The organism is Streptomyces sp. NPDC044063, from assembly GCF_056434285.1.
Window position 1 is genome coordinate 106,652 of record NZ_JBWKFM010000004.1, and the last position, 18,808, is coordinate 125,459.

Genomic DNA, 18,808 nt, shown 5'->3' on the forward strand with positions numbered 1-18,808 from the left:
GGGAAATCCGCGGACAAGAGATCGCCATATTTCAAGCTGGTATGACCACCGAACTCCGGCAGGAAGAGGTGAGCTCATGCCGCGTACGCGGACGATCGGACGGGCCGCCGGGGTGCGCGGCCGCGCCATGGTGCTGGTGTCGGCGGCCGCCGTGTGCTGTTGCGCGGCGGCCGGGGCCACTCCCTCGGCCGCCTCCGGCCCCGGCGACGGTGCCGATTCCCCGTTCTGGGCCGAGCCGACGCCCCGCCCGGCCAAGCAGGCCGCGGTCTGGCAGGAACGGGGCCGGGACGAGGACGCGGCGGCCATGCGCCGGCTCTCCGCGCAGCCGACCGCCGTGTGGCTGCCCGGCGACGGCGACGACCCGTACGCCGCGGTCGCGCGCGTGACCGAGCTGGCGGAACGCGCGAACCGTATCCCCCTCCTCGTGGCCTACAACATCCCGCACCGCGACTGCGGCCAGTACTCCCACGGCGGCGCGCGGGACGCGGCCGCCTACCGGGCCTGGCTGGGGCGCGCCGCCGCGGCCATCGGCGAGCGCCGCGCGTGGGTGGTACTCGAACCCGACGCCATCGCCCAGTGGGCGACCTGCCTGCCGCAGCAGGTGCGGGACGAACGGCTGGCGCTGCTGGCCGAGGCGGTCCGCGTCCTCAAGGCCCGGCACGGCACGTCGGTGTACATCGACGCGGGCAACGCGGGCTGGATCTCCGACCTCGGGCTGCTGGCCGGCGCGTTGCGGCGGGCCGGCGTCGGCCGGGCCGACGGGTTCGCGCTGAACGTCTCCAACTTCCACACCACGCCCGTCACCCGCGCCTACGGCGGCGACCTGTCGGACCGGCTGGACGGCGCCCACTACATCATCGACACCAGCCGCAACGGCAATGGCCCGCTGCCCCAGGGCCAGTCCGGAGGCGGTGACGAGGCCTGGTGCAACCCGCCGGGCCGGGCGCTGGGCACGCCCCCGACGACGGACACGGGCGATCCCCGCGTCGACGCCTTCGTCTGGGTGAAGCGTCCCGGTGAGTCGGACGGCGCCTGCCGGGGCGCCCCGCAGGCGGGCCGGTGGTGGCCGGAGTACGCGCTGGGCCTGGCGGGCGGTCAGCCGCTCCTGCGGCCGCCGGACCGGGCGTCCGCGCCGCCGCCCCCGCCGGCCGTGGCACCGCCCGGCCCTCCGCCGCCGCCACCACCGCCCGGGCCCCCGCTTCCGCCCCCGCCCGCCCCGCCGGGGCGCTGAGGGGCGGGCGCGGGCGGGGGGCGGGCGGCCGGGACGGCTCAGCGCACGTGCACCCACGCCGCCCGGGACGGGGTGCCCGCCCGGTCGGTGAGGAAGAGCATGTACCAGCCGGCGGGCACCAGCGACGGGTCCTCGGGGATCGTCACCTCGAGAGCGCCGCCGCGCCCGGTCACGGCCAGGGCGATGGAGCGCTGCTCGACGTCCGTGGCGTGGGTGACCGCGCTGGGCCGCATCAGCCGGGCGGTGACCCGGGCGCGCGGGTCGGTCCCCGGCAGCCGCAGCGTCGCCCCCCGCGCGGTGGTGAGCGGGGCGGAGGGGAGGGCGGGCCGGTGGGCGCGGTAGAGGTAGGGCGGGGTGTAGACCTCGATGCGCTTCTCGAACGTGCCCATGCGGGTGTCGTCCTTGTCCGCGAACAGCGGGTTGGAGCCGAACACGGCGATGCGCCCGTCGGGCAGCAGCAGGGCTTCCGCGTGGTAGTCGCGGCCGACGGTGGGGGCGGCGGCGTCACGGAAGGCACGCCGCGCCGGGTCGTAGAACTGGGCGCGCAGCACGTCCGAGCCGCGCTTGCCCCGGTAGTCGCGGGAGCCGCCGGTGGTGAAGACCCGGTCGTCGGGGGTGAGCACGGCGTTGAGGTAGCGGGTGCCCTGGGGCAGCTCGGGGCCCGGGGTCCAGCGGGGCGAGGGCACGCCGAGGTCGGCGATGGCCGTGCGCGCGGTGGACTCGTGGGATTCCCCCACCCCGCCGCCGCCCATCAGCATCACCTTCCGGCTCTGGGCCGGCGGCAGCAGCACCGAGGCCGAGGTCTCGGTCATGTCCGGGTTCGGCAGGCCGGGGACGGGCACGAAGGAGTTCGTCTCCACGTTCCACAGGCCGGGCGCGCGGCCCCGGTCGGCGGGGCCGTAGCCGGCGTTGGAGCCCGAGTAGAAGAGGCGGCCGCCGCCGGTGAGGAAGAGGGCGGGGTAGGTGGGGAAGTAGCGGTTGGGCCCGGGCGACCAGGTGCGGCTGCGGGGGTCGTAGATCTCGTTCTTGCCGGGGATGATCTCGCCCATGTCGTCGAGGCCGGAGACGGCCAGGACGCGGCCGTCCTCCAGGGTGACCAGGGTGGGGTACCAGCGGGCCTCGGACATGGGGTCGACGGGGACGTAGCGCTCGGCGACCGGGTCGAACTCGTAGGCGTCCCGCAGCCCCTGGAAGTCCTTCTTGTCCAGCCCCAGCTTGGCCGCCAGCCCGTAGAGGTCGCGGGCGGCGCGGCCGGACAGGCCCTCGACGCGGTACTGGTCGGCGGTGTGGGTGATGCCGTCCTCCCCCTCGGTGAGGGCCTCGACGTAGACGCGGGCCTGGGAGGCCGTCACCTTGACCCCGGCCTTGCCGCCGTCGGCGTCGTCGCCGGTGACCTGCTTGGTGGCGCGCGGCACGAGCACCGGCAGCTGGGAGCGGTAGCGCTTGCCGGTGGAGCCCACGAAGACGGTGCCGGCGGGGAAGGAGCGGGGCGCGTCGGGGTTCTCGTTCTTCACCAGCATCGCGCCGCCGGCCCGTTTGACGTCACCGGTCAGCTTCTCGTAGCGCGCCGTGCCGCCCGCCACCAGCAGCCGCCCGTCGGGGAGCTGGGCGTGCCCGGCGCAGAACATGTCCTTGGGCGTGGGGATCATCCTGAAGGTGTTGCGCACGGGGTCCCAGAGCACGCTGCGGAAGGTGCCGGCCCGGAAGTTCTTCTCGTCGTTGCCCGAGCCGGCGATCAGGAGCACCTTGCCGGTGCGCAGCAGGGCGGCGTGGATGGCGTTGATCCGGAACTTCTCCGGTACGTCGACGACGTCCCAGTGGCCGTAGCGGGCCTTGTAGCCGGGCTGGTTGATCGTGTAGTCGTGCCAGGCGCGTTCCGCGAACCCGGTGGCGGCGGGGCCGTTGGCCGCGAGCAGGGCCAGGACGCAGCCGGTGCTCAGTGCCACTTTGCGTGTCTTCGGGCTCGGGTTCGCCAGGTACCTCACCGCATCAGTCCCTTCGTTCGCACGGTTGTCCGTCACCGCCCGGGCGGGCGGGGGCCGCTCACCGGGGGCGGCGCTGCCCCACGGGCCGGGTGGCGGCGCCCGGGGGCGATTCACGGTCGCCCGGTTCTCCTCCGGGCAGGACGGGGGCCGGGGCGGGGGCCGGGGCGGGCGCCCGGGCCGGGGTGGCCTCCGTCGCGCGGCGGCGGCGCCACAGGCCGCCGCGCCACACCGCCAGCGGACCGAGCGCGGTGGCCATGGCCAGGGCCGCCCAGATCCGCATGGCGGCGTGGGCGTGGCCGAGCACGTAGGAGGCCGCGAGCGAGAGCGCGAAGATCCCGGCCCACACCAGGTGGGTGTGGAAGGTGGCCAGACAGTCGGGGCTGGTGGAGTCCCCCTTGGGGGTGACGACGAACCGCGAGCGGCGGCGCAGCACCGCCTGGCCGAGGGAGCGGGCATAGAGCGGGGCCGAGAGCGCGGACATCACCATGCCCGCGGCCCCGGAGGAGCCGGCCGGCTCGTGGGGGCTGACGTTGTGGCGGCGGTTCCAGACGTACAGGCCCACCTGCAGGGCGGCCGCGTCGCAGTAGAGCATCAGCCACAGCGACGACTCGACGCTGATGCCGGAGGCCCCGAGGCCGAGGAACAGGGCGCAGGTCAGGGCGCCCAGCGTCCAGTTGAGCGCGGCCATCGGGTAGTAGGCGACCATGAAGGCGTAGTTGAGCAGCCGGCCGGGCGACAGCGTCCACGCCGCTTTCCAGAACTGCCGCAGCAGGGTCTCGTACGTCCCGCGCGACCAGCGCAGCTGCTGGGAGAAGAAGTCGGTCCACGAGGACGGGCCCTCTCCCACGGCCAGGACGTCGGGGGTGTAGACCGACTTCCAGCGGCGGCCGGTGGCGGGGTTGCGGCGGCGGTGGATCTCCAGTCCGGTGGCCATGTCCTCGGTGATCGAGTCGTAGAGGCCGCCGATCTGCCGGAGCACGGAGACGCGGACGCAGTTGCTGGTGCCGACGAACATGGGCGAGCCGTAGGCGTTGCCGGCGCGCTGGATGAGGGCGTGGAAGAGGAACTGCTGGCTCTCCGCGGCCTTGGTGACGGCGGTGTCGTAGTTGCCGTAGACCTGCGGGCCGACGACGAAGGCGACGTCCGGGTCGCGGAAGTAGCCCAGCATGCGTTCGAGGAAGTCCGGCAGCGGTACGTGGTCGGTGTCGACGCAGGCCATGAACTCGTAGTCGTCGCCGTGGGCGTCGAGCCAGGCGTTGTAGTTGCCGTGCTTGGTGCGGGCCCGGAAGCAGCCGGAGGGCTGGTTCCAGCGGGCCACGCCCTTGCGGGAGAAGTGCCGTACGCCCAGGGCCGCGCACAGCCGACGGACCTCGGGGTCGTCGCCCTCGTCGAGGAGCCAGACGTCGAGGTGGCCGTCGTGCCGGATGCGCACGGCGCCCTCCAGGGTGGCCCGCACCATGGCCAGCGGTTCCTTGCCGGGGACGAAGCTGGTCAGGAACGCCACCCGGGTGCCGGGCCGGGCGCGGACCGGAACGGGGTCCCGGGCCACCCAGGTGGCGTGGGCGTTGGAGGCGACGTTGACGACGCGGAACAGCTCGATGAGCCCGATGGAGACGAGCATCACGGTGTCGGCGCAGCGCTCCCAGTCGCTGACGTAGGGCCGGTACAGCCAGTGGCCGGGGGAGACCAGCCAGACCAGGAGGGCCAGGGAGACCAGGGGGGCGGCGGCGACCAGCAGCATCACCCCGGGCCCGCCGCCGGAGCCGCGGCCGAGCAGCCGCCGGTAGGTCACCCGGTAGCCGCCGGCGGGCGGCTCGGTCAGCTCGCCGGCCAGCCGGCTGAACCGCGCGTAGTCGTAGCCCCCGGGGCCGCCGGGCCCGGGGGCCGACGCGCGGCCCGGGGCCCGCGGCGGGGCTGCGGGCGGCGGGGCCTGCGCGGGCGGGACGCCGCCCCGCTCCCCACCGGGGGGCCGGGCGCCGGGGGCCGCCTCACCGGGCCCACCGGGGTCAGGGCAGCCACGGGCCGTCGCCGGCCGGGCTTCACTCGCGGACACCGTCATCACACACCCCCAGCCACACCGGGACACGGGACAAGCGGTGAAAAGTTAACAAAACGGACCTACGATCATGTGACAAACACACCCGAAGGGCAGGGGGGTCACCCACGCGGTCCACGCCGGGCGGGCCCTGCTCTAAAATTGCAGAATTCTTCAATTCAGAAGATGTGCGACCAGGCCGACGACCGACCCAGGGGGTCACCGTGAGTGCGTTCGCCGAAGCCATGCGGGAACGGGTGCGCGCCGCGCGGGCCGCGCTGGCGGAGGCCCGGGCAGCCGGGGACGCCTTCGCGGCGGCCGTAGCGGAGGACGAGCTCGACGACGCCCTCCGGCTGGCCCTCGCACACGGCGTCGTGACGGACGCGGTGCCGGACGGGGAAGACGGGCAGGGCGGGAGTTGATCGGCGTGCGGGTGCCGCTGTACCAGGCCAAGGCGGAGTTCTTCCGGATGCTCGGGCATCCGGTGCGCATCCGGGTCCTGGAGCTCCTGCAGGACGGGCCCATGCCCGTGCGGGCCCTCCTCCCCGAGATCGGGATCGAGCCGTCCAGCCTCTCGCAGCAGCTCGCCGTCCTGCGCCGGTCCGGCATCGTCACCGCCACCCGCGAGGGCTCCACCGTCGTCTACGCCCTGGCCGGGGGCGACGTGGCGGAGCTGCTGGGCGCGGCCCGCCGGCTGCTGACCCATGTCCTGACCGGCCAGGAGGAGCTCCTGACGGAGCTGCGCGGCACGGAGAGCGGAGCGGAACGCCGATGACCGACAACGAGAAGTACGCGGAGAAGGCCGTCGGCTGGCGGGTGCTCATCTACGTGGTCTTCGGCCACGTCCTCGCCGGCTTCATCTGGCTGCTCTTCTACCTCGGCGCGCACGCGAACGGCCAGTGACCGCGCGGGCCGGCGGCCGGCGCCCGCGCATGCCGAGGGCGCCCTCCGCGCGCCGGACCATGTGATGCCCCGCGACACGCCCCCTGACACCGAATACCGCGGTATTCACGAGGAAAGGTGATAACGGAATGGCCACGGAGGACATGATCGTATAAGAGGTGGAGGCGGTTCGGTATATCCCGCGGTCCTATGCCACTCCGGGCGCAGGGCCCCGGAGCTGCTCTTCATATCTACACCGCGCACCGGGCGGTCCGCCCCCGGCCCCGGCGGAAGCGGTCAAGGCGCAGGTCAGCACCGTGCGCGATCGTCCGGAACCCCGGTCGCACGCGGCACGCCGCTGCTACTGTCCGGCCTCATGGAGCAGCTCTTCACCGAGGTCGAACTCGCCCGTATCGAATCCGCCGCGCGTGAAGTCGGCCATTCCCCCCGGGAATGGGTGCGCGAGGTCGTACTGCAGCACCTGCGGGCCGGGTGGCGCAAAGATTTCGAGGACGCCATCTGGCCCGTCACGGTCTACCCCCGTCCGGGCGGCCCCCTTCCCGAGCTCCATCACCTCGGCTGCTGGGTGCCGAAGGGCGACGAGGAGACCCTGACGACCGCGGAGGCCCGCGAGTTGTTCGACACCCGCCAGGTGCAGCTGTGCGAGGCGTGCAAGCCGGAGCGGTTCCTGAGCCAGGCCGGCTGACACCCGCCGGGGCCCGGGACGGGCGGGGCCGTGTGCCTATTACCCTGTCCACCGCAAGATCAATTAGGTGTGGTGGGGGAAGCAGGGCATGCGGATCGGGACGCGACTGGCCGGGTGGGCCACGCTGTTCGTGGGATACGCGACCGTGGCGGTGGGCGTACTTCCACTTCGGGAACTACCGCCCAAGCGGCACCAGCTGGCGCTGCTCGCGGCGACCGCCGCCTGCGCGCTGTGCTGGCTCCTCGCCTCACTGGTGGCCCGGGCGCACCGCCGCTCGGTGCTGCGCCGCAAGCTCTGGCGCCGCCGGCACGAGCCCTGGCCCGAGCCGCGCCGCTCGCGGCTGCTGTGCTGGGCCCTGGGCTTCGGCGTGGCCCTCACCAGCGCCGCCGCGCTCTGCCAGGGCGTGGGACCGGACGGCGCCGACGGCGAATGGCTCGCCCGGGCCGAACGCGCCGGCGCCACCACGCACGACGTCCCCGTCGACCGCGTCGTGGACGGCCCGTGGCGCACCGGCCAGAAGATCGACAACGGCGACGAGTACGCCGCCGACGTCGCGGTCACCATCGCCTTCGACTCGGGCGAGCAGCGGATCACCCTCGACGCGGTGCACACCCGCGGCCGGCCCGAGGCGGGCCGCACCATCCAGCTGCTGTACGCCCCGGACAACCCCGACCTGGGGGTGCGCCAGGCGCCGGACAACGACATCGGCTCCTTCGCCGGCCGCATCATCGCGCTGCCGGCCATCTGGATCCTGGGCCTCGCGGCCGGGCTGGTCACCAGCATCGCGCTGCACCGCCGGGAGGCGAGCGTACGCATCGCGCGCCGCTTCGAGCCGATGATGCACCTGCCCGCCGCGCTCCTCCTGGCCTGCGGTGCCGGGCTCGTCCTCCCGTTGCTCCTCGGGTTCCCCGACACGGCCACGGGCTGGGCCCTGGCCGGCGCGGCCGCCACCACGCCGTGGCTCGCCCTGACCTGGATGGCGAAGGCGCGCTGAGGCGGGCGGTGGCGGCCGCGGAGCCGGGTCCGGGGGCCGGTTGGTTCGGGTGAGCCTGCGAGGAGGGGCTGGGCGTGCCCAGCCTCCGCCTCAGCTCACCGTCCAGCTCTCGCCACAGTCCAGGCAGGTGTACGGCTTGCCGCCGGATGTCATGATGCTGCATCCGCCGCAGTTCGAGCAGCTGGCGGAGTGTCGCGGGGTCGCGAGCTGTCGTATGGCCTGAAGGATCCTCACGATTCCCTCCTGTCACCTGTACTCGTCCGCCGAGCCCCCATGTTGGTCCTGGGGCCACGCGATCCGGCAATCCAGGCAGGTCAGCCGCCACTGATCCATACCGCTACCAGGGTGTTTGGCCTTGGTCAGGATCACGGCGATGCCTCGGCATTTGATGCACTGGACCGGATCGTTCTCCGGTTGATACGGGCGGTATGCGTCAGCGCTCACCATCGCAGTGTGCCACTGGTTTCACCCCCTCCAAGTCGGTTCAAAGGGTCGGTACTTGGCGTTCGAGGAACTCGGCATGCGCCAAGGCCTCATCCACCCGGTATCCGCCGTAGCAGATCCGTTCGCCCTCGTCGCCGACGACGTGCACGTCGTCGAGTGCGATACCGAGCCGTCCGAAGGCGTCGACGACGCGCCCGGCCGCTTCCTCGGCCCTGATGCGGTCCGGGCTGCGGAACTCCATCGTCACCGCCTCACCTCGCAGGCCTTCGCCCGCCGGGCCGCGCTCTCGTAGAGCCGCTCGGCTTCCGCGTGCCTGCCCCGGGCTTCAAGGGCGTCCGCTCGGTAGACCTCCCGGGCGGCGCAAACGCACTCGGTGACCACTCGGCGTCCGCTGGAGTGCGGCAGGGTGAACGCGACTTTCGCGGCGGTGGGGTTCAGGGCCATCGCAGCCATCACCGCCTCCCGGAGCCGGCTGCCGGGCGGGGGCCCGGGCGCTGGACGCCGCTCGTAGCGCGGCTGTACGACATGGTCGTCATGTTGTTCGATCCTCTGTGTGTCCCGCTCCATGGGATCGGGAACTTCCCTATCGAGAAACAGAGTTGTGTGCGGGGAGGTCCGTTACCAGTGCTTTGATGTTTCCAACCGGCAATGGAAACGGGAGGATTCAGACATGAGCGACGGGCCCGAGGGGGCGCAGGACGGCCCGGCCTTCTACGGCAGCGAGGTTCTGTTCGCGCGGGAGCACGCGGGTGCGTCGCAGGGGGTCCTTGCGAGGGCGACCGGGTACAAAGTCCCGTACGTATCCAAGATCGAGAACGGGCACACCTTGGGCAGCGAACGGTTCGCCCAGGAGTGCGACCGATACTTCGGCACGTCCGGGTACTTCCTGCGGCTGCACCGCCGCATCAGCGACAGCGGACACCCCGAGTGGTTCGCGCCGTATGTAAAGCTCGAACGTGAGGCGCGGGTCATCGAGGATTACTCCACCACCTTCATCATGGGCATGTTGCAGACGCCCGCATACGCCGAAGCTGTTTTCCGGGCGGCGCATCCCACGGAGAGCGACGCGGGGATCAAGGTGAAGGTGGAGTCACGGCTTGCCCGCCACAGCGTGATAGAGCGGGAGGACCCTCCCCGTCTGTGGGTGATCCTCAGTGAGGCGAGCCTTCGTATGATCGTCGGCAACAAGGCGACGATGGGGGAGCAGCTTGAGCATCTTCTGATGGAGGCACAGGCTCCCACCGTCACGGTGCAGGTACTGCCGTTCGACGCGAGCACTCCCGCGTCCCATCTGCCGATCACGCTACTGACCCCGCAGGACGGCCCAGTCGCGGTGTACGAGGAGATCCGCCACCACGCACGGGTGGACGACTCCGTGAGGGCCGTCGCAGAGGCGCGGGACGTCTACGAGCGCCTCCGCGCCGACGCCCTGTCGCCTGATCGTTCCATGACACTGATTCGTAGCATCTCGAAGGAGTTCATCCATGAGCACGCCCCACGATCTCTCCCACGCCATATGGGAGAAGTCCAGCTACAGCGGAGGGACCGGCGGCCAGTGCGTCGAGTGGGCCCCCGGGTGCGTCTCGTCCGGCCTCGTCCCCGTCCGGGACAGCAAGAACGCTGAGGGGCCCGTAGTGTCCTTCCGCGCGCCGTCCTGGGCCTCGTTCGTGGCCGGGGTCAAGGCCGGGACGTAGCCTTCACCCCGCCAGGTGGCGCGGGTGAAGGGGGAGGGGCGTCGTCAGCACCTTGCCGCAGTCGTCGCAGTTGATGTTGAGCAGCAGGCCCCTTCCGATCCCCCGCATCACGCTCGGCCATGTCGTCCGCCCCCCGCACTCGCCGCAACGGGAGCCCTTGTACCGCTGGATGCCCCTGTACAGCGCATTGACCTGACTCGAGTTCACGACTGTCCCCATTCCCGTGGCGGCGCGGACGGGATGACCAGGCCGAGGGCCCTGGCCCACGGGTTGTGGGCGCCCCTGACGGGCTTGGTGCCGCTGCCGCCGCAGTCGTGGCACCAGTCGAACGTCACGGTCTGGAGGGCGCTTCCCGTGAACCGGAGCAGCCGTGCGCCACGGCAGTTGGGGCACGGCTCGTCGTCCGGGTCGATGGAGGGGTCCGGCCGGTGGACCACGACCGCGCTGTCGCGCCTGACGAAGTGCCAATCGGTGGGGAATCCCGTGACGGGGTTCGGCGATTGGTCCCACGATTCGTAAACCTGCTGGCCTCGCTTGCCGTTGTTCATCACGGACCCGTCCTTGTCTCCCCGAGGGTCTGGCGTCGGAACAGCGTCCCACGCGCGCATGGTCGCGGTCCGCTGTTCAGCCCGTCATGACCAGGCCGTCCGCTCCCGCGCCCCGGGACAGCACCGCGCGGCGGATGTGCTCCCGGGCCTTCGCCAGCTCCGCCCGGCCCGGTTCGTCCACCACGGCCCGGCCCAGGTCCAGCACCCGGAACGGCCGCCGCAGGTCGGTGAGCTGGGGCAGGAACTCCGCCCGGGTCACCCGCCAGCGCTGCCCCGGCCGGGCCGGCGGGGCGAACGTGAAGCGGGCGATGGAACTCTCGTTGCCCCGGATGTCCGGCTCCCCCTCCGGGTTGTACATCACGCCCGCGAGCTGATCGCCCATCCCGTAGACCACCCAGGTGCCGTTGACCTTCTCGTACGCCTGCGGCACGTGGTTGTGCGTGCCGAGGACGAGGTCGACGTCGGGCCGGCCCCGGGTGGTGGCGGCCGTCAGCCTCCTCGCCAGCGTCACCTGTTGCTCGTCCGGCTCCTGCCGCCACTCCGTGCCCCAGTGGAGGCTCACCGCGACCACGTCGGCCCCGGCCCGCCGGGCGGCCCGGGCGTCGGCCACGATGCGGTCGGCGTCGATGAGGCCGACCGTCCAGGGCCGGTCCTCGGGAACGGGGATGCCGTTGGTGCCGTAGGTGTACGAGAGGTGGGCGACCGTGGCCGGGCCCGCCCGCAGCAGGGTCGTCCGCGCCGCCTCGGCGGCCGAGCGCGCCGAGCCCGCGTGCCGCAGACCGGCCGCGTCCATCGCGTCCAGCGTGCGCCGCACGCCCTCGGCACCCGCGTCCAGCGTGTGGTTGGAGGCCGTCGAGCACGAGTCGTAGCCCGTCTCCCGCAGGGCCCGGGCGACGTGCGGCGGGGAGACGAAGGCCGGATAGCCGCTGAACGGCCCCTTCTCCTCCCCGTAGACCGTCTCCATGTGGCAGATCGCCACATCGGCGGCCGCGACGACGTGCCGTACGCCCTCGAGCATCGGCCGGAAGTCGTACCCCGTACCGGACCTGAGCCCGTCCTCCCGCGCCTGGCGGATGACCTCGTCGTGGGGGAGGACGTCCCCCGTGGCCACCAGCGTGAACCCGGCGGACGGGGTCCCGCCGGGCGTCGGCGCCGGGGCCGCGCGGCGCTGCCGGGGCTCCTCGCCGGCCGGGGCGCAGCCCGCCCCGGCCAGGGCCAGGGCGCCCAGCGCCGCCGCCACCACGGCCGTTCCCCTGTGTCTCCGCACGCCGGACTCCCGCCTCGTCGCTTTCGTCGCTTCTCGGAACTCGCCTTGTACGACTTATATGTGCGGCTCTGTCGGATTTCGCGGAGAGGGGGGCCGGACGTGGTGGGGAAAGCTGTCCGCCGTCCGGGGGACGGCGCCTAGAGTTGCGTCACGTCAAGGGCACTCGTATCGGCCGGAAGGAAGAGCGCGTTGGACCACGCGACCCATGGTTGTGTCCTGTTGCTGGACGGCACCCCGGACCGGCGGCGGGGTGCCCTGCCCAATCCCACCGCGCACGCCATCGCCGGAGCCGGCCCCCGCGGCTTCCTCGCCGCCACCTCGGCCGACGTGGTGCAGCTGCCCGCCATGGCCGGGCCGCAGAGCGTGCTCGCCTACCTCCAGGACGCCGCGGCCGTGCCCGGTCCGCTGCTGCTGTGGGTCACCGGCCATCTGATGGTCCCGGCCCGCCGCAGCACCGAACTCCATCTGGCGCTCCGCGAGAGCACCGCCGCCACCGTCCGCTACACCGGCCTGCCCTGGGAGTGGCTCGTCCGCGCCCTGCGCGAGCACGCCGGGCCGACCCTGCTCCTCGTCGACGCCGAGGCCGACGCCCACGCCTGGCCGCACGTGACCGCCGCCGCCCACGACGGCCGGCTGGCGGGGGGCCTGGCCCTGACCGGTGTGATCACCCCCAGCCCGGACAAGCCGGCCCAGGAGGCCGGGCCGTACACCCGCGCCTTCCTGGACGCGCTGACGACCGGCCACCCCGCCGCCGGGGCGTCCCTCGACCCGGCCGCGCTCCATCAGCTGGCCCTGTCCCAGGCTCCGCTGCCGGAGGGGGCCCTGCCCCTCCAGTACGGCGCGACCGGCCCGGTCCTCGCCAACCGGGCGGTCCCGCGTCCGGCCCCGGCCGGGGGTGACGCGTTCGCCGGGGCCGGTTCCGTAGCGGCCCGGGCCGTGCCCGCCCCGGACACGTCCGCCCCGGCCGGCCCCGACGCCTCCTGGTCCGGACGGGCCGCGCCGCGGGACGACGTCGCCGTGCCGGCCCGGGCCGTGCCCGGACCCGACGCGTCCACGTGGGGCGCTCCCGGGCACGCCGCGCCCGCCGGCGCCGATCACGGGCCGGCCGCGCGGCCCGCGCCCGCGCCCGGCCACGGCCTGTCCGCGCGGCGGCAGGAGCCCTCCGGCGTGCCCGCGCAGGCGCCGGGGGACGGGGCCGACGCCGACCCGTTGCCCCGGATCCTCGCCGCCGCCCAGGCGGGCCGGCACAACGAGGCGGCCGCCATGGCCGCCGCCTGGGAACAGCAGGCCCTGCGCCGGTACGGCCCGCACAGTCCCGAGGCCGCCCTCTGGGTCGAGGTGCGCGCCGACCTCGCCCGGCTCGCCGGCGACCACGCGCGCGCCGCCGAGCTGTGGATGTCGGCCGCCGCCCACCGCCTGGAGCGCGGTGGCGCCGACGACGCCGAGGCCCTCGCGGCCCTCCGGCGCGCCCACTACTGCTGGCAGCACAGCGGGGACCGGGCGCGGGACCTGGCCCCCGCCCTCCTCACCCTGTGGGAACGCGTCCCGGACGGCGGCGAGGCCGCGGCGGCCGTCCGCGCCCGCCTCCAGGAGACGCCGCCCGCGGTGCCGCGCTAGGGCGGGTCCGGTGGACCGGCCCCGTCACCCGCCCCGTTCCGCCGTCCACCAGCGGGCCTTGTACATCCCGCCGCGCACCAGCGTGCGCGTGCCGTCCGGGCGGTACAGCGTCAGGGTCGTCGTGCACCACTCGCAGGGGTGGCCCGGTTCCGGGCGGGCCACGAGGACCCGGCCGGTGGCCGGGTCGTCGCCGATGCTCTTGACGTCCGGGCCGCTGATCCGTGACTGGAGCGGGTACGTCACGAAGGCCTCCCGGTCGGTGGAGTACTGGTACACCGCCGACCGGGTCGTCACCCACAGCCGTCCCGGCGAGCCCAGTACGGGTGCCACGTCGTGGCCGCCGCGCGTGGGCAGGTCCACCCGGCGGTCGACCGACAGGTCGGGGTCGGCCGCTGTGCCGCCCACCCGCAGGGCGACCAGCTGGCGGCTGCCCAGGGCCCACAGCAGCCGGGTGCGCGGGTCCCAGTGCACGCCGTGCGCCCCGGCCAGCGCCGTCTGGGCGTGCCGGGTGGCCCGGGAGCCGGAGGAGGCCGCGTACACCCGGACGTAGCCGCCGGTGCTCGCGGCCACCGCGACGTTCCCGTCGGGCAGCAGGTCGACGCTGTGCGCGTTGCCGGTCCCGGTGTCCGCGGCCCAGTACACGTCGCGGTCCGGGTAGCCCACGACGGCGGCCAGTCCGCCGGAGGCCGCGGTGAGCAGGTAGCGCCGGCCGTCCAGGGTGCGGAGCTTGGCCTCGCTGGGGTTGGTCCAGGTGGTGCCGGGATCCAGGTCCTCGAGGCTTCGCCGGTCGTCGGCGCTCCACGACCACAGCACGCCCCGGTCGTCGTTCTCGGCGTCCCACCGGTCCCGGGCCGCGTCGAGGACGTACACCGACCGTGTCGCCTGGTCGGCGGCGACGATCGGCACGGACGCCGCCACGACCGCCCCGGTCGTCCCGGCCCGGTCGCCGGCCCCCGCCGTCCCGGACGCGGCGGCGGCCGTCAGCGACACCGCCAGCAGGACCACGGCCCACAGCCGCCTCACCGGGCCGCCCCCGGCTCCTTGGTGCTCCCCATGCGCATACGGAGCAGCATCGGCCGGGCGCCCCGAGGTGCGGCGGTGCCACGCCCGGGCGTCAGCCCACCGGGTGTACGGCCGGTCCGGCCGTCGGCGCGCTGCGCCGGACGGGTGGTTTTCCCGGTTCGCCCCGATGTGCGGGCGTGTTCGCGGGGAGGGTGAAGAGAGCGACAGCCGTGCTCCCGACCGGGTGGGTGGACAGCCGATGACGACGACCGAATCCGTGGCAGACGAGTTCCCCGTACGTTTCTGGAACGTCGAGGACCTGCGGGGGCTGGACTTCGACCCCTTCATGGCCCAGCAGCTCCGCGACGAGCCGGTCTCCCGGGTCAAGCTGCCCAACGGCGAGGGCCACGCCTGGTTCGTGACCCGCTACGAGGACGTCAAGTTCGTCACGTCCGACCCCCGGTTCAGCCGGCAGGCCGTCCTCGGCCGTCCGATCACCCGGCTCGCCCCGCACTTCATCCCGCTCGACGAGGCGGTGGGCTTCGCCGACCCGCCCGAGCACACCCGGCTGCGCAAGGCCGTCGCGAAGGCCTTCACCACGCGCAGCCTGGAGCGGCTGCGGCCGGCGGCGCAGCGCGCCCCCGACGCGCTGCTCGACGAGATGGAGCAGGAGGGCCCGCCCGCGGACCTGATGAGCCATCTGCACGGGCCGCTGCCGCTGGCCGTCATCAGCGACCTGATGGGCGTCCCCGAGGAGGACCGGCCGCGGATGGCCCAGTGGACGACGATCCAGCTGTCCGCCGCGTACGGCCGCGAGGAGAGCGAGAAGGCGAAGAACGCCATGGCGGCGTACTTCACCGACTTCATCACCGAGCGCCGCGCCGAGCCCCGCGAGGACCTGGCGGGGTATCTGGCGGAGGCCACCGTCGAGGGCGAGCTGAGCATCCCGGAGGCCGTGGCCATCGCCCTGCTGGTGCAGGCCAGCGCCGCCCACGCGGTACGCAACAACAGCGGCAACATGGTCTACGCCCTGCTCACCCACCCCGAGCACATGGCCCGGCTGCGCGCCGAGCCCGAGCTGCTGCCGCAGGCGATCGAGGAGCTGCTGCGCTACATCCCGCACCGCAACGCCGTCGGCCTGGCCCGGGTGGCCACCGAGGACGTGGAGGTCGGCGGCGTGCTGATCCGCGCGGGCGAGGTCGTGCACTCCTCCTACCTCACGGCCAACCGCGACCCCGCCGTCTTCGACCGCCCCGACGAGCTGGACTTCGACCGCCGGCACAACCCCCACCTGTCCTTCGGGCACGGTCCGCACTTCTGCCTGGGCTCGATGCTGGCCCGGCTGGAGTCGGAGATCATCCTCTCCACGCTGCTCGCCCGCTTCCCGCGGCTGCGCCTGGCCGAGCCGTTGGACGACATCCGGTGGCAGCGCAGCGCGCTCATCCGGGGCCCGGAGAACCTCCCCGTCACCTGGTGACCGCCGCCCGGCCCGGACCGGCCCGCCGCCGGTCCCGGCGGACGCATCCGAAAGGACCGGATCATGACGCTCATCAGTGCTCCCGACGGACTGGTCGTGCCCCCCGGGGAGGGGCGGACCCTGGTGACCGCGGCCCAGCAGGTGACGTTCAAGGTCACCGGCGAGCACTCCCGGGCGGCGTCCAGCTTCGAGGTCCTCGTCCCGCCGGGGTTCGACGTCGGCGCCCATCTCCACACCCGCAGCGAGGAGCTGTTCTTCGTCCTGGAGGGGGAGCTCGACGTCCTCGCCTTCGAACCGCTGGTGCGCACCCGCGACAGCTGGCGGGAGTGGGAGTCGGCCTCGGGGCAGCGGTGCGTGCGGGCGACCCCGGGCACGATCATCCTGGTGCCCCCGGGCTGCCCGCACGCGTTCGCCAATCCGACCTCCGACCCGGTGCGCATGTTCTTCCAGGCGTCACCGCCGCCGGACCACGAGCGCTACTTCGAGGAGCTCTTCGAGATCCTCAACTCCGGTCCCGGGGTCGATATCGAGGCGGTCGCCGCGCTGCGCCGGCGGTACGACATCGAGCAGCTCACGCCGTTGCGGATGACTCCGCCGGCGGACCGAGGCGGCGCTCCCCGGGCGTGATGGCCAGGTCGTTGACGCTGGCGTAGCGGCGGCGCATCAGCCCGTTCGGCGCGAACTCCCAGTTCTCGTTGCCGTAGCTGCGGTACCACTGGCCCGTCGCGTCGTGCCACTCGTACTCGAAGCGCACGGCGATCCTGTCCTCCGTATACGCCCACAGGTCCTTGCGGAGGCGGTAGTCGAGCTCCCGTGCCCACTTGTCGCGCAGGAACTCCACGATCCGCGCGCGGCCGGTCAGGAAGACGTCGCGATTGCGCCACTCGCTGTCCTCGGTGTAGGCGAGCGCGACCCGCTCGGGGTCGCGGGTGTTCCAGGCGTCCTCGGCCGCCCGCACCTTGCGCAGGGCGGACTCGGCGGTGAAGGGCGGGAACGGCGGCCTGCTCTCGGACATGGCTCTCCCCTGGTCGTAGGGTCGTACGGAGCGGAGAACGAGCGTTCTCCGCGATGTGCGGTAGCGTAGGAGAACGATGGTTCTCGCGCAAGGAGAGGGCGCCCCCCCCCATGACGCCGACAGCACCGGTCCCGACCGCCGACCGGGCCCCCGTACCGGCCCCCGACGAGGCCGAGGCCCGCGTCCTCGACGCCGCCGAGGAGCTCTTCTACGCCCAGGGGCTGCAAGCCGTGGGCATGGACGCCCTCCGCACGGCCTCCGGCGTCTCCCTCAAGCGCCTCTACCGGCTCTTCCCCTCCAAGGAGGCGCTGGTCGAGGCCTACCTCCGGCGCCGCGACGAGCGCTGGCGCGCGGCCCTGGCCGAGCACGCCGGCGCCCGGCCCGCCGGCCGGGAGCGGCTGCTGGCGGTCTTCGACTGGCTCGGCACCTGGTTCGCCGAACCGGGCTTCCGCGGCTGCGCGTTCATCAACTCCTTCGGCGAGCTGGGCGCCTCCTCGCCCGGCGTGGCCGCCGCGGCCCGCGCCCACAAGGACGCCTTCCGGCGCTACCTGGCGGACCTGGTCGCCGAGGCCGGCGCGCCCGCGCACCTGACCGACCAGCTCCTGCTGCTCGCCGAGGGCGCCATCACCACGGCGGCCCTCGCCGGCGACGCCGCCCCCGCCCGGCAGGCCCGGGACGCGGCCCGTGTCCTGCTCGACGCCGCCGCACCGGGCGGCACCGGCGCCGCATGCGGGCCGGGCGGACGGGGAAGGCCCATCCCGTAGCGATCTTGTCCGTGAGGCCCGAAGATCCGAAGGCCCGAAGATCCGAAGATCCGAAGGCCCGAGGGTCCGACGGTCCGAAGGCTCGTAAGGAGCCCCCGTGCAGCAGCACCTCACCTACGCCGACGTCGAACGGGCGGCGGGCCGCGTCGCCGGCCACGTCCGGCCCCTCACCGTCGTCCCGGCCGGCCCCGACCGCTGGTTCGCGCTGGAGCACATGCAGCACACCGGTTCCTTCAAGGCGCGCGGCGCCCACAACTTCCTCACCGCCCACCGCGAGGCCGGCACCCTGCCCGAGGCGGGCGTGACCATCGCCTCCGGCGGCAACGCCGGGCTCGCCTGCGCCTGGGCCGCCCGCCTGGAGGGCGTCCGGGCCACCGTCTTCCTCCCCGAGAACGCCCCCCACGTCAAGGTCGCCAAGCTCCGCGGCTACGGCGCCGACGTCCGCCTGACCGGCACCGAGTACGCCCAGGCGCTGGCCGCCTGCGAGGAGTTCGCCGCGACCACCGGCGCCCTGGCCAGCCACGCCTACGACCACCCGCTGATCGCCGCCGGCGCCGGCACCCTCCTCGACGAGCTCCGCGCCGCGGTCCCCGGCCTGGACACGGTCGTCGTCGCGGTCGGCGGCGGCGGGCTCCTCGCCGGCGTCGCCACCGCCGCCCGCCACCACGGCATCCGTACCGTCGCCGTCGAACCGGAGAACTGCCGCGCCCTGCACGCCGCGCTCGAGGCGGGAGCCGTCGTCGACGTGGCCGTCGACTCCGTGGCCGCCGACGCGCTCGGCGCCCGCCGGGTCTCCCGCGCCGCGCTCGCCGCGGCCCGCCACGACTCGGTGCGCTCCGTGCTCGTGTCCGACGCCGAGATCGTCCGCGCCCGCCAGGAGCTGTGGGACGACCGCCGGCTCGCGGTGGAGCACGCCGCCGCGACCGCCCTCGCCGCCGTCGGGGCGGGGGAGCGCGGCGCGTACGTCCCGGCCCCCGGGGAGCGGGTGGCCGTGGTCGTCTGCGGCGCCAACACCGACCCGAGCGACCTCGTCCAGCGCTAGGCCGTGTCCGGCCGATCTCCCGGCGGTGGCTGAGCCGGAGCGAAACCGGCCCACCCCCTGAAGGTGAAGGGCTTTCACGGGCCCTTCACTCAAAGAGGACTCTCC

At 73.8% G+C, this 18,808-nt stretch carries 21 protein-coding genes and 1 pseudogene; 13 read left to right on the forward strand and 9 right to left on the reverse strand.

Going from position 1 to position 18,808, the window contains the following annotated elements; translation table 11 throughout:
• Window positions 1-76 precede the first annotated feature (76 nt).
• Window positions 77-1,231 carry a glycoside hydrolase family 6 protein gene (locus tag AC07BS_RS07290; RefSeq protein ID WP_478930771.1) on the forward strand — a complete coding sequence of 385 codons (1,155 nt, stop codon included), beginning with the start codon at window positions 77-79 and terminating at the stop codon, window positions 1,229-1,231.
• A 38-nt stretch (window positions 1,232-1,269) separates the two neighbouring features.
• Here AC07BS_RS07290 and glxA read toward each other — a convergent pair whose 3' ends face one another.
• Window positions 1,270-3,216: a radical copper oxidase GlxA gene (gene glxA, locus AC07BS_RS07295; protein WP_478647405.1), complete on the reverse strand. Its 1,947-nt coding sequence runs from the start codon at window positions 3,214-3,216 to the stop codon at window positions 1,270-1,272.
• 58 nt (window positions 3,217-3,274) lie between these two features.
• A complete protein-coding gene (locus AC07BS_RS07300; protein ID WP_478930773.1) occupies window positions 3,275-5,269 on the reverse strand; it encodes a glycosyltransferase family 2 protein in 1,995 nt (664 codons plus the stop codon).
• 206 nt (window positions 5,270-5,475) lie between these two features.
• Here AC07BS_RS07300 and AC07BS_RS07305 point away from each other — a divergent pair, with 206 nt between their 5' ends.
• The 5 genes from AC07BS_RS07305 to AC07BS_RS07325 all read left to right on the forward strand — a co-directional run bounded on the left by AC07BS_RS07305 (window position 5,476) and on the right by AC07BS_RS07325 (window position 7,833).
• A complete protein-coding gene (locus AC07BS_RS07305; protein WP_478647402.1) occupies window positions 5,476-5,673 on the forward strand; it encodes a hypothetical protein in 198 nt (65 codons plus the stop codon).
• A 5-nt stretch (window positions 5,674-5,678) separates the two neighbouring features.
• Window positions 5,679-6,026, forward strand: a complete 348-nt coding sequence (locus tag AC07BS_RS07310; protein ID WP_478647401.1) for an ArsR/SmtB family transcription factor — start codon at window positions 5,679-5,681, stop codon at window positions 6,024-6,026.
• The gene (locus AC07BS_RS07315; RefSeq protein ID WP_478647399.1) at window positions 6,023-6,154 is read left to right on the forward strand and encodes a DUF6126 family protein; all 132 of its coding nucleotides are present in this window, start codon (window positions 6,023-6,025) and stop codon (window positions 6,152-6,154) included. The genes AC07BS_RS07310 and AC07BS_RS07315 overlap by 4 nt, the downstream gene beginning before the upstream one ends.
• 355 nt (window positions 6,155-6,509) lie before the next feature.
• Window positions 6,510-6,839 carry a DUF6233 domain-containing protein gene (locus tag AC07BS_RS07320; protein ID WP_478647398.1) on the forward strand — a complete coding sequence of 110 codons (330 nt, stop codon included), beginning with the start codon at window positions 6,510-6,512 and terminating at the stop codon, window positions 6,837-6,839.
• Between the two features lie 88 nt (window positions 6,840-6,927).
• Window positions 6,928-7,833 (forward strand): hypothetical protein, encoded by a 906-nt coding sequence (locus AC07BS_RS07325; RefSeq protein ID WP_478930775.1) that lies wholly within the window; start codon window positions 6,928-6,930, stop codon window positions 7,831-7,833.
• Between the two features lie 484 nt (window positions 7,834-8,317).
• On the opposite strand, the gene AC07BS_RS07330 is transcribed toward AC07BS_RS07325, so the two are convergent.
• Window positions 8,318-8,524, reverse strand: coding sequence for a hypothetical protein (locus AC07BS_RS07330; protein WP_478930777.1), 207 nt, complete (start codon window positions 8,522-8,524; stop codon window positions 8,318-8,320).
• On the reverse strand, window positions 8,521-8,730 hold the full coding sequence (locus AC07BS_RS07335; RefSeq protein WP_478647393.1) for a hypothetical protein: 210 nt from the start codon (window positions 8,728-8,730) through the stop codon (window positions 8,521-8,523). The genes AC07BS_RS07330 and AC07BS_RS07335 overlap by 4 nt, the downstream gene beginning before the upstream one ends.
• A 217-nt stretch (window positions 8,731-8,947) precedes the next feature.
• Between AC07BS_RS07335 and AC07BS_RS07340 the strand changes: the two are divergent.
• Both AC07BS_RS07340 and AC07BS_RS07345 read left to right on the forward strand, forming a co-directional pair.
• Window positions 8,948-9,727, forward strand: a pseudogene (locus AC07BS_RS07340) (helix-turn-helix domain-containing protein); the annotation flags it as partial.
• A 34-nt stretch (window positions 9,728-9,761) separates the two neighbouring features.
• Window positions 9,762-9,971, forward strand: coding sequence for a DUF397 domain-containing protein (locus tag AC07BS_RS07345; RefSeq protein WP_478930780.1), 210 nt, complete (start codon window positions 9,762-9,764; stop codon window positions 9,969-9,971).
• 3 nt (window positions 9,972-9,974) lie between these two features.
• Here AC07BS_RS07345 and AC07BS_RS07350 read toward each other — a convergent pair whose 3' ends face one another.
• The 3 genes from AC07BS_RS07350 to AC07BS_RS07360 all read right to left on the reverse strand — a co-directional run bounded on the left by AC07BS_RS07350 (window position 9,975) and on the right by AC07BS_RS07360 (window position 11,786).
• Window positions 9,975-10,178 (reverse strand): hypothetical protein, encoded by a 204-nt coding sequence (locus tag AC07BS_RS07350; protein ID WP_478647391.1) that lies wholly within the window; start codon window positions 10,176-10,178, stop codon window positions 9,975-9,977.
• Complete coding sequence (locus AC07BS_RS07355) at window positions 10,175-10,519, reverse strand: hypothetical protein (RefSeq protein WP_478647389.1); 345 nt, start codon at window positions 10,517-10,519, stop codon at window positions 10,175-10,177. The genes AC07BS_RS07350 and AC07BS_RS07355 overlap by 4 nt, the downstream gene beginning before the upstream one ends.
• A 76-nt stretch (window positions 10,520-10,595) precedes the next feature.
• Window positions 10,596-11,786, reverse strand: coding sequence for a CapA family protein (locus AC07BS_RS07360; RefSeq protein ID WP_478930782.1), 1,191 nt, complete (start codon window positions 11,784-11,786; stop codon window positions 10,596-10,598).
• Window positions 11,787-11,975: 189 nt separating this feature from the next.
• On the opposite strand from AC07BS_RS07360, the gene AC07BS_RS07365 reads away from it, so the two are divergent.
• Window positions 11,976-13,403 carry a hypothetical protein gene (locus tag AC07BS_RS07365; RefSeq protein WP_478930784.1) on the forward strand — a complete coding sequence of 476 codons (1,428 nt, stop codon included), beginning with the start codon at window positions 11,976-11,978 and terminating at the stop codon, window positions 13,401-13,403.
• A 24-nt stretch (window positions 13,404-13,427) separates the two neighbouring features.
• Here AC07BS_RS07365 and AC07BS_RS07370 read toward each other — a convergent pair whose 3' ends face one another.
• Window positions 13,428-14,426, reverse strand: coding sequence for a DUF6528 family protein (locus AC07BS_RS07370; RefSeq protein ID WP_478930786.1), 999 nt, complete (start codon window positions 14,424-14,426; stop codon window positions 13,428-13,430).
• Window positions 14,427-14,664: 238 nt separating this feature from the next.
• On the opposite strand from AC07BS_RS07370, the gene AC07BS_RS07375 reads away from it, so the two are divergent.
• On the forward strand, window positions 14,665-15,882 hold the full coding sequence (locus AC07BS_RS07375) for a cytochrome P450 (protein ID WP_478930788.1): 1,218 nt from the start codon (window positions 14,665-14,667) through the stop codon (window positions 15,880-15,882).
• Between the two features lie 63 nt (window positions 15,883-15,945).
• Entirely contained in the window at window positions 15,946-16,509 is a 564-nt protein-coding gene (locus tag AC07BS_RS07380; RefSeq protein WP_478647380.1) for a cupin domain-containing protein, read from the forward strand.
• On the opposite strand, the gene AC07BS_RS07385 is transcribed toward AC07BS_RS07380, so the two are convergent.
• Window positions 16,454-16,897, reverse strand: coding sequence for a nuclear transport factor 2 family protein (locus AC07BS_RS07385; protein ID WP_478930791.1), 444 nt, complete (start codon window positions 16,895-16,897; stop codon window positions 16,454-16,456). The genes AC07BS_RS07380 and AC07BS_RS07385 overlap by 56 nt on opposite strands.
• A gap of 110 nt (window positions 16,898-17,007) precedes the next feature.
• On the opposite strand from AC07BS_RS07385, the gene AC07BS_RS07390 reads away from it, so the two are divergent.
• Window positions 17,008-17,661 (forward strand): TetR/AcrR family transcriptional regulator, encoded by a 654-nt coding sequence (locus AC07BS_RS07390; protein ID WP_478647377.1) that lies wholly within the window; start codon window positions 17,008-17,010, stop codon window positions 17,659-17,661.
• A gap of 97 nt (window positions 17,662-17,758) precedes the next feature.
• Complete coding sequence (locus tag AC07BS_RS07395) at window positions 17,759-18,703, forward strand: serine/threonine dehydratase (RefSeq protein WP_478647376.1); 945 nt, start codon at window positions 17,759-17,761, stop codon at window positions 18,701-18,703.
• The last annotated feature ends 105 nt before the right edge of the window (window positions 18,704-18,808 follow it).